Source organism: Kitasatospora sp. NPDC059088 (assembly GCF_042738155.1).
In the GTDB taxonomy this organism is placed as follows: Bacteria; Actinomycetota; Actinomycetes; order Streptomycetales; family Streptomycetaceae; genus Kitasatospora.
In genome coordinates this window covers 31,685-40,132 of sequence record NZ_JBHYGR010000085.1, presented here as the reverse complement: position 1 = coordinate 40,132, position 8,448 = coordinate 31,685, and the positions used below count along the sequence as shown (strand labels likewise).

At 73.1% G+C, this 8,448-nt stretch carries 7 protein-coding genes; 2 read left to right on the top strand and 5 right to left on the bottom strand.

Annotated elements, in window-relative coordinates:
* Nucleotides 1–191: 191 nt before the first annotated feature.
* Nucleotides 192–1,364 carry a hypothetical protein gene (locus tag ACFWXO_RS30500; protein ID WP_380527638.1) on the bottom strand — a complete coding sequence of 391 codons (1,173 nt, stop codon included), beginning with the start codon at nucleotides 1,362–1,364 and terminating at the stop codon, nucleotides 192–194.
* Here ACFWXO_RS30500 and ACFWXO_RS30495 point away from each other — a divergent pair.
* The gene (locus ACFWXO_RS30495) at nucleotides 1,345–1,503 is read left to right on the top strand and encodes a hypothetical protein (protein ID WP_380397864.1); all 159 of its coding nucleotides are present in this window, start codon (nucleotides 1,345–1,347) and stop codon (nucleotides 1,501–1,503) included. The genes ACFWXO_RS30500 and ACFWXO_RS30495 overlap by 20 nt on opposite strands.
* A 156-nt stretch (nucleotides 1,504–1,659) precedes the next feature.
* On the opposite strand, the gene ACFWXO_RS30490 is transcribed toward ACFWXO_RS30495, so the two are convergent.
* The 4 genes from ACFWXO_RS30490 to ACFWXO_RS30475 all read right to left on the bottom strand — a co-directional run bounded on the left by ACFWXO_RS30490 (nucleotide 1,660) and on the right by ACFWXO_RS30475 (nucleotide 6,023).
* Nucleotides 1,660–2,556, bottom strand: coding sequence for a carbohydrate ABC transporter permease (locus tag ACFWXO_RS30490; RefSeq protein WP_380527637.1), 897 nt, complete (start codon nucleotides 2,554–2,556; stop codon nucleotides 1,660–1,662).
* Nucleotides 2,543–3,622 (bottom strand): carbohydrate ABC transporter permease, encoded by a 1,080-nt coding sequence (locus tag ACFWXO_RS30485; RefSeq protein ID WP_380527635.1) that lies wholly within the window; start codon nucleotides 3,620–3,622, stop codon nucleotides 2,543–2,545. The genes ACFWXO_RS30490 and ACFWXO_RS30485 overlap by 14 nt, the downstream gene beginning before the upstream one ends.
* On the bottom strand, nucleotides 3,612–4,865 hold the full coding sequence (locus tag ACFWXO_RS30480) for an extracellular solute-binding protein (RefSeq protein WP_380527633.1): 1,254 nt from the start codon (nucleotides 4,863–4,865) through the stop codon (nucleotides 3,612–3,614). Before ACFWXO_RS30480 ends, ACFWXO_RS30485 begins: the two co-directional genes overlap by 11 nt.
* Nucleotides 4,866–4,988: 123 nt before the next feature.
* The gene (locus ACFWXO_RS30475; protein ID WP_380527631.1) at nucleotides 4,989–6,023 is read right to left on the bottom strand and encodes a LacI family DNA-binding transcriptional regulator; all 1,035 of its coding nucleotides are present in this window, start codon (nucleotides 6,021–6,023) and stop codon (nucleotides 4,989–4,991) included.
* Nucleotides 6,024–6,147: 124 nt separating this feature from the next.
* On the opposite strand from ACFWXO_RS30475, the gene ACFWXO_RS30470 reads away from it, so the two are divergent.
* On the top strand, nucleotides 6,148–8,241 hold the full coding sequence (locus ACFWXO_RS30470) for a glycogen debranching N-terminal domain-containing protein (protein WP_380527630.1): 2,094 nt from the start codon (nucleotides 6,148–6,150) through the stop codon (nucleotides 8,239–8,241).
* The last annotated feature ends 207 nt before the right edge of the window (nucleotides 8,242–8,448 follow it).

Below are 8,448 nucleotides of genomic sequence, written 5' to 3'. Positions count from 1 at the left end.
GGGGGGGGGGCCGCCGGGGGCGGCCCGGGGGCCGGGGGGGCCCGGGGGCGGCCCCGCGCGGCGGCGGGGCCCGGGCCGCCCCGCCCCCCCGGGGGCGGGCCCCGGCCGGTCGGTGCGTCGGAGGCGCCGGTCAGGAGTGCGTGTCAGGGGCGTCCGTGGGGACGGCCAGGACGGTGCCCCTCAGGAGCGGGTCACTTCTCCTCGGCCATGGCCTTGATGTCCTCGAAGCCGAGGCCCATCTTGTTGAACGCCTTGGCCTGGGCCTCCGGGATGCCGAGCGCGGCCAGCGACTTGAGCTGGGCGTCGGTCAGCGGCGCGGCCTCGGTGGTGAACGGCGGGACGCCGGTGGCGTCGCCCTCGGCGCTCGGGTCCTCGCCGCCGGAGGCCAGCACGAGGAAGGTCTTCACCAGGTCCTCGCTGGTCATCCTGGTGGCATCGGCCGGGGCCTCGACCTTCGGCGCGTCCTGGTTGAAGGCGAGCTTCACCGGGAAGTTGACGCCCGGGTCGACCTTCTTCTCCAGCTGCGCGAGGTCGAAGGTGGCCGAGTTGAGCGCGCCGTCCTTGAGGTACAGGTCGACGCCGACCTTGCGGTCCGGGACGTCGGTCGGGGCCTCGGTCGGGAACTTCTTGAACTGCTGCGGGAACTTGGCGGAGAGCGGCTTGACGGCCTTGTACAGCTCGTCCACGGCCTGGCGGGCCGGGGCGCTCATCCAGATGTGCTCGGTGCCGTCCTTCTTGCCCTTGTCCTCGAAGGTGACGGTCCGGTTGAACACGTCCTTGAGCGAGTTGAGGAGCTCCTTGCCGGCGGCCGGGTCGACCGAGGGCACGGCCTCCGGCTTGCCGCCCTTGGCGCCGTCCTCCTTCTTGGCCTCGTCCGCGAGCTGCTGGAGGTCGAGCGAGACCCACTTGCCGGTCAGCAGGCTCTTGGCGGGGGCCATGTCGGGGGAGAGGTCCTTGGCGACGGTGTCGACCTCGGCCGGGTCCTGGCCGGTGAGCTTGAGCACGCTCTTCATGTCGAGGTGCAGGAAGCCCTTGGCGTCGACCTGGCGGTACTCCAGGAGCGGGGTGCCCTTCTTGTCCGCGATCAGGTAGGAGATCCGCACCGACTTGTCGAGCGTGATGTCCTGCTGGTTCTTCTGGTCGCCCGCCCCGGTGTTCTTGAAGGCGTCGACCTCCTTGAGCGGCTTGTCGGCCGCGACCGCGACGGAGACCGAGAGGCCGGACAGGCCCTTCGCGCTCTGCTCGTCGATCGCCTCGTCGCCGGTGGCCTTGGTGAAGGCGACGATCTGCTCGGGGGTGGCGTCCACGGAGAGCGTGAAACCGGCGGACTTGCCGTCACCGACCTTGCCGAAGGCCTTCGACACCTTCTGGCCGGCCGAGAGCTGCTCGGCGGTGCCGCAGGCGGTGAGGCCGGTGGCGAGGACGGAGGCGGTGACGGCGACGGGCAGCGCACCGCGGGCGGCCGTGCGGATGGCGGTGTTGATGGTGGAACTCCTGGTCTGACGGGGCCTGAGTGAAACGGGTCAGGCCATTCCCTCCCCTGCGGTGAAGAACGCCGCAGCGCATACACAGGTGATCACATTATCAGCAAGGAGGCACGCGATTATTTGACCCCGGCTTTAACTGATCGGGCCGATATCGATACCTTTTGGCCTGATTTCATCCCTTCGACGAGCCGGAGTTGGCACCCCGGACGAAATGGCGCTGGAAGCAGAAGAACAGCACCGCCACCGGCACGGTGGAGACCAGTGCCGCCGCCAGCTTGAGCGGGTACTGCGTCCCGGAACCGAGGCCGCCGGAGACGAAGTGCGCCAGACCCGTCGTCAGGGTGTCGTGCCCACTGGACTGGGTGGAGACCAGGAAATGGGTGAACTCGTTCCAGGAGCCCTGGAAGGAGAGCACGGTCAGGGTGATCAGCGAGGGCCGGGACATCGGCAGCACCACCGACCAGAAGATCCGGAACGTCCCGGCGCCGTCGATCCGCGCCGCCTCCTCGATCTCGCGCGGCACCGAGACGAAGAACTGCCGCATGATGAAGATCCCGGCGGCGTCGACCAGCAGCGGCAGCACCATCCCGCCGTAGGTGTCGAACATCCCGAAGCTCTTGAGCACCAGGAACTTCGGGATCAGCAGCACCACACCGGGCACCGCCATCACCGCCAGCACGAAGCCGTACAGCAGCCGGCGGCCGGGGAAGGCGATCCGGGCCAGGGCGTAGCCCGCCATCGAGTCGAACAGCACCCGCCCGGCCGTGACCAGGACGGTCACCAGCACGCTGTTGCCCAGCCAGCCGAGGAACGGCACGTTCTCCACGCCGTGCGCGAGCCCGAACAGCCGGCGGTAGGAGTCGAGGGTGCCGCCGTCCGGGAGCAGCGTCATCGGGTGGGCGGCCGCGTCCGGGTCGGTCTTGAAGCTGTTCGCCAACTGCAGGAGGAACGGCAGCAGGTAGAGCAGCGCGAAGGCGAGCAGCGCGGCGTACCCGAGCAGGCGCAGCGGCCGGGGGAAGCGGGCGAGCACGGGACGTTCCGGTCCCGTCCGGTGGTCAGCGCGCCGCACGGCGGACTCCCTTCGGGCGGGGCCCCCGGGCGCCGTCCCGCTCCCGCAGGGCCCACCGCTGCACGGCGGTGAGCAGCAGGACCAGGCCGAGCAGGACGAACGCGATGGCGGCGCCCTGCCCGTAGTCGGCGTTGTCGAAGCCGGAGGAGTAGGAGAGGTAGGCGGGGGTGAGGGTGGTGTTGCCGGGCGCGCCCTTGCCCATCACGTACACCTGGTCGAAGACCTGCCAGGTGGAGATCAGCCCCAGCGTCAGCACCAGGAACAGCACCGGCCGCAGCGCGGGAAGGGTGACGTGGCGCAGCAGTTGGCGCCGGCCGGCGCCGTCCAGGGCGGCGGCCTCCTCCAGTTCGCGCGGGACGTCCTGGAGGGCGGCCAGGAAGATCAGCATGAAGGTGCCGGAGGTGGTCCAGACGGCCATCAGGATCAGGGTGCACATCGCGACCGAGGGCCCGGCGAACCACTCCGACCAGGCCAGCCCGAGCGGGCCGCCGGTTGTCGGCGCGGGCTGGTCCACGCCGAACCACCCCAGCACCAGCCAGACCAGCCCGCGCGGGTCGGCGAACCAGTTGGGGCCCTCGACGCCGACCCAGCCCAGCATCCGGTTGACGGCGCCGCTGCCCTGGAACAGGAAGAGGAAGACCGTCGAGACGGCGATCGAGCTGGTGACGGACGGGAAGTAGAACACCGTGCGCAGGGCGCCCCGGCCGCGCAGCAGCCGCTGGTTGACGGCGAGGGCCAGGGCCAGCGCCAGCACGGTCTGCAGCGGCACCGTCAGCACCACGTAGTAGAGGGTGTTGCGCAGCGAGGTGGCGAACAGGGTGCGGTCCAGGCCGTCCACGGTGAACAGCCGGCGGTAGTTGTCCAGGCCCACGAAGTCCGCGGTGCCGTCGAAGGGGTTGGACTGGCCGTCCCAGTGCAGCAGGCTCACCCACAGCGCCATCGCGATCGGCAGCACCATGAAGAGGCCGAGGACCAGGACCATGGGGGCGGTGAACAGCCAGCCCCAGGCCCCCTCGCGCAGGCCGCGCACGCCGCGTCGGACGCGGGGGCGGGGGTCAGCGGGCATTCTTGACGGCCTGCTCGCCGTTGCGCTGGAGGGCGGCCAGGATTGCCGCCGGGTCGGCCGTGCGCAGCGACTGGAGGTCGGTGTTGAACTGGGTGAGCACCTGGTTGAACCCGGGGACGGTGACCGGCGGCTGGGCGTGGGCGACGCCGTCCACCCAGGCCTTGGACTCCGGGTACTTCTCGGCGTAGGCGGCGAGCGCGCTGGTGCGCGAGGGCATCACGCCGAAGGCCTTGGCGAACTCCAGCTGCTGGTCGCCGGAGGTGAGCTGCCGGACCAGGTCGACGCCGGCCGCCTGGTGGCGGCTCTTGGCGGCGATGCCCCAGCAGTTGCTGAACGCCAGGGTGCCGGGGCCGGCCGGCCCGGCGGGCAGCGGGAGCACCTTGTACGGGACGTTCGGGTAGTCCTTGGCCATCGCGCCCTTGAGCCAGTTGCCCTCGATCGTCATCGCGGCCTTGCCCTTGCCGAGCGCCTCACCGCCCCAGCCGGCGTCCACCTCGGCGACGTACTTGGCCGAACCGGCCTTCAACAGGCCCTGGACGTACTCCAGCGCCTGCCGGTTGCCGGGGGCGTCGGCGGTCATCGCGGTCTGCTCGGGGTTGGTGATCCAGCTGCCGGCCTGCTTGAACAGGGCGCCCAGCCGCTGGTAGTCGGGGGCGGTGACCAGGCCGGTCACGCCGTCCTTGGTGAGCTTGGCGGCGTCGTCGGCGAGTTGCTGCCAGGTGGTGGGGTAGTCGGCCTCGGTGAGCCCGGCCTGCTGCCACAGCGTGGTGTTGACGGCCAGGGCCAGGGTGGAGCTGTCCTTGGGCAGGCAGGTGAGCCTGCCGTCGTGGCTGAACGCCTTGCGCAGCTGCTCGGAGAAGTCCGCGGCGTCGGCTATCTGATCGCCGTAGGCGTACAGCGAGCCGCCCTTGGCGTAGTTGGCGAACTGGTCGGAGTTCACGTAGAAGAGGTCCGGCGGGTTGCCGCCGGCGAAGGCCTGGCCGAGCTGCTGGTTGATGTTGCTCGCGATCTGCACGGTGACGGTGTTTCCGGTCCGCTGCGCCCAGGCGGCGGTGGCGGCCTTGACCGCCGCGGTCTCGGCCTCGCCGGAGCTGGCGATCAGGACGGTCAGGCTCTGGCCGGCGCCGGAGGACTGCTTGGCCGACGTGTCGCCGAATCCGCCCGAGGAGGAGCAGCCGGTGACGGCGCCGAGGGCGACGGCCGTGCAGACGGCGGCCGCGGCGAGGGTGCGGGAGGTGGCCATGCGGGTCTCCTTGCGGGGTGGTGGGTGGTGGACGGCCTTCGGGGGACGGGTGCTTCGGGCGGGCCTCGGCGGCGGGCCTCGGTGGCGGGGTTTCGGGGAAGGGGCGCGGGGAGGGCGCGGGCGCTACGCGCTGTCGCGCAGCACCAGCTCCGGTTCCAGCAGCACGTGTTCGACGGGCCGCCCGCGGTCGCCGAGGCGCTCCAGCAGCAACTGCATGCAGACCCGGCCGACCGCGTCGAGCGGCTGGGCGAGGCTGGAGAGCGAGGGGAAGAGCAGTGGGGCGATCGGGGAGTCGTCGAAGCCGATCACGGCGGCCTCCGGGCCGGGGGTGCGGCCGGCCCGGCGCAACGCCTGGTACCAGCCGAGCGCGAGGGTGTCGCTGGCGGCGACGACGGCGGTCGCACCGCCGGCCAGCAGTTTCCCGGCGGCCTCGGTCGCGTGCTCCGGGTCGTCCGGGCTCTCCACCCGGCGGCCCCGGGTGGACAGGCCCAGTTCGCGCATCGCGCCCTGCCAGCCGCGGGCGCGGTCGTCGCCGACCCCGGAGCCCTTGGGCCAGCCCAGGAAGCCGATCCGGCGGTGGCCGAGCCCGGCCAGGTGGCGGACGGCCGCCGAGGTGCCGGCGGCGCCGTCCACGTCGACCCAGTCCCCGACGTCCTTGCCGGACCAGGTGCGGCCGAAGGCGACGAAGGGGACGCCGCGTTCGTGCAGCCAGCCCTGGCGGCGGTCGCCGCGGTCGGTGCCGCTGAGCACGAAGCCGTCGGCGCCGTGCTCGTCCAGCAGCTGCTGGTAGCTGGTGAGTTCGTCGTCCCCGGGGGCGACGGCGAACAGCACCACCCGGTAGCCGGCCCGGTCGGCGGCCTCGGAGAGCGAGTGCAGGAACTGGTCCAGGACCGGGGTCGGGACGCCGGTGCTGCTGGAGCGGATGCCGTAGCCGATCAGCCGGCTGGCCCTGGTCTTGAGCGCCTGGGCGGCCCGGTGCGGGCGGTAGCCGAGTTCGTCGATGGCGCGCCGGACCCGCTCCAGCGTCTGCGGGCGCAGCAGCTCGGGCGAGTTGATCGCGTTGGACACCGTCTGACGGCCCACGCCGGCCCGGGCGGCGACCATTTCGAGGGTCACCGCGGACCCGGGCCCGCTCCTGGGCGATGAGTGTGCATGCATGACGGTGATCCTAGGTTCTGTCGCCACAGGGCTTGGCTTGGAGCGTTCCAAGCGGGGGTTCCATCAACCCCACCAGGGGAGTTAATGTCTTGGAACGCTCCAATGACAGAAAGGTTGCGCCCGGGTGGAAGCAACTGTCAAGCCCCGCACCGAGAACGAGGAGACCATGCCCGCGACCGACCTCCAGCCGTTCCTGCACGACGCCCGGCTCTCCGTGGCCGCCCCCAGCTTCTGCGCCGCCCGCCCCGACGGCCGCATCGGCGAGGGCGCCGACGGCTTCTACCACGGCGACCGCCGCATCCTCTCCCGCCTGGAGATCGGTGCCCCCGGCGTTCCCGAGGCCCCGATCGCCACCGCCGAACTCCCGGACGGGCGGACCGTCTTCGTCACCGTGCTGCGCGGCCTCGGCGAAGGGACCGCCGACCCCGCCACCACCCTGGAACGCCGCCGCGAACTCCACCCCGGCCGCCTGGTCGAGCACTGCACCCTCCACAACGCCGGCACCCGCCCCGCCCGCCTGCGCCTGGAGATCCGCGCCGAGAGCGACTTCGCCGCCATGGACACCGTCAAGGCCGGCCGCCCCGGCACCCCGGTCGAGCCCCGCGCCCACGGCGCCGACGGCCTGCGCTGGCAGGACGGCCCGCTCACCGCCGCCCTCACCCTCACCCCTCCGCCCCACCACCTCGACCCCGCCAGCGGCACCCTCGGCTACGACCTCGAACTCGCCCCCGGCCGGAGCTGGCACGCCGTCCTGGAGTGCACCGCCGAACACCGCGACGGCGACCTCTTCCCCGCCGCCCGCACCACCCCCTGGAGCACCCCCGAGATCACCGGCCGCGACCACCACCTCGCCCACTGGCTCACCCGCTCCCACCACGACCTGCGCGGCCTGCTGCTCACCGACCCGCTGCGCCCCGCCGACACCTTCCTCGGCGCCGGAGCGCCCTGGTTCCTCACCCTGTTCGGCCGCGACTCGCTCTGGGCGGCCCGGATGATGCTCCCGCTCGGCACCGACCTCGCCGCCGGCACCCTGCGCACCCTGGCCCGCCGTCAGGGCCGGGCCGTCGATCCGGCCACCGAGGAGCAGCCCGGCAAGATCCTGCACGAGGTCCGCCGCGCCGAGCAGCACCTCGACACCGGCTCCCACCTGCCGCCCAGCTACTACGGCACCGCCGACGCCACCCCGCTCTGGCTCCTGCTGCTGCACGACGCCTGGCGCTGGGGCCTGCCCGCCGAGGAGGTCGAGGACCTGCTCCCGCACGCCGAGGCCGCCCTCGACTGGCTGGAGCGGTACGCCGACGCGGACGGCGACGGCTTCCTGGAGTACGTCGACAGCACCGGCCGCGGCCTCTCCAACCAGGGCTGGAAGGACTCCTCGGACGGCATCCGGTTCCGCGACGGCCGGATCGCCGCCGCCCCGATCGCCCTCAGCGAGGTCCAGGCCTACGCCCACGAGGCCGCCGTCAAGTCCGCCGACCTGCTGGAGGCCTTCGGCCGCCCCGGCGCCGAGCGCTGGCGGCAGTGGGCCGAGCGGCTGCGCGAGCGCTTCCGCGACCGGTTCTGGACCGAGGACGAGCACGGCCGCCACCCGGTCGTCGCCCTCGACCGCGACAAGCGGCCGGTCGACTCGGTCGCCTCCAACCTCGGCCACCTGCTCGGCACCGGCCTGCTCTCGGCCGAGGAGAGCGCGCTGGTCGCGCAGCGCCTCACCGCCCCCGGCCTGGACAGCGGCTTCGGCCTGCGCACCCTGGACGCCGCCACCGCCGGCTTCAACCCGCTGGGCTACCACACCGGCTCGGTCTGGCCGCACGACACCGCCGTCGCCGTGCACGGACTGGCCCGGGCCGGCCGGCCCGAGGACGCCGCGCCGCTGGCCGCCGGACTGCTGCGCGCCGCCGCGGCCTTCGACCACCGGCTGCCCGAGCTGTACGGCGGCCACCCGCGCGAGCGCTACCACCGCCCCGTCCCGTACCCCGCCTCCTGCCGCCCGCAGGCCTGGGCCGCGGCCTCCGCCGTCCTGGTGCTGCAGGCGCTGCTCGGGCTCGCCGCGGACGCTCCGGGGCGCCGGCTGTGGGTGCGCGGGAGCGTCCCGGCCGGGTACGAGTCGCTGCGGATCCGCGGGCTGACGGTGGCCGGGCTGCCGATCGAGGTGGAGACCGACCACACCGGCGCCGTCCGGCTGCGCGCCCCGGAGGGGTTCACCGTCATCACGGGCTGAGGGCTTCGTGATTTCCTGTGAAGGTCCTGCGTCGCCCGGCGGACGGACGGTCAGCCCGCCGACGGCCGTCCGACCTCGCCGAACGCCCGCCGCCCGGTCCGGCGTCGGGTGCTCCGTGTGCCGACTCGGGGGGCGGCGGGGGGAGTGCGGGCGGGGGGCCGCCCCCCCCCGGGCCCGGGGGGGGGGGGTGTGTCGCGCCCCCGCGGA

Excerpts from the sequence above, each read along its gene's own strand:
- ACFWXO_RS30485 (WP_380527635.1), bottom strand. The coding sequence starts at position 3,622 with ATGCCCGCTGACCCCCGCCCCCGCGTCCGACGCGGCGTGCGCGGCCTG.
- ACFWXO_RS30480 (WP_380527633.1), bottom strand. The coding sequence starts at position 4,865 with ATGGCCACCTCCCGCACCCTCGCCGCGGCCGCCGTCTGCACGGCCGTC.
- ACFWXO_RS30475 (WP_380527631.1), bottom strand. The coding sequence starts at position 6,023 with ATGCATGCACACTCATCGCCCAGGAGCGGGCCCGGGTCCGCGGTGACC.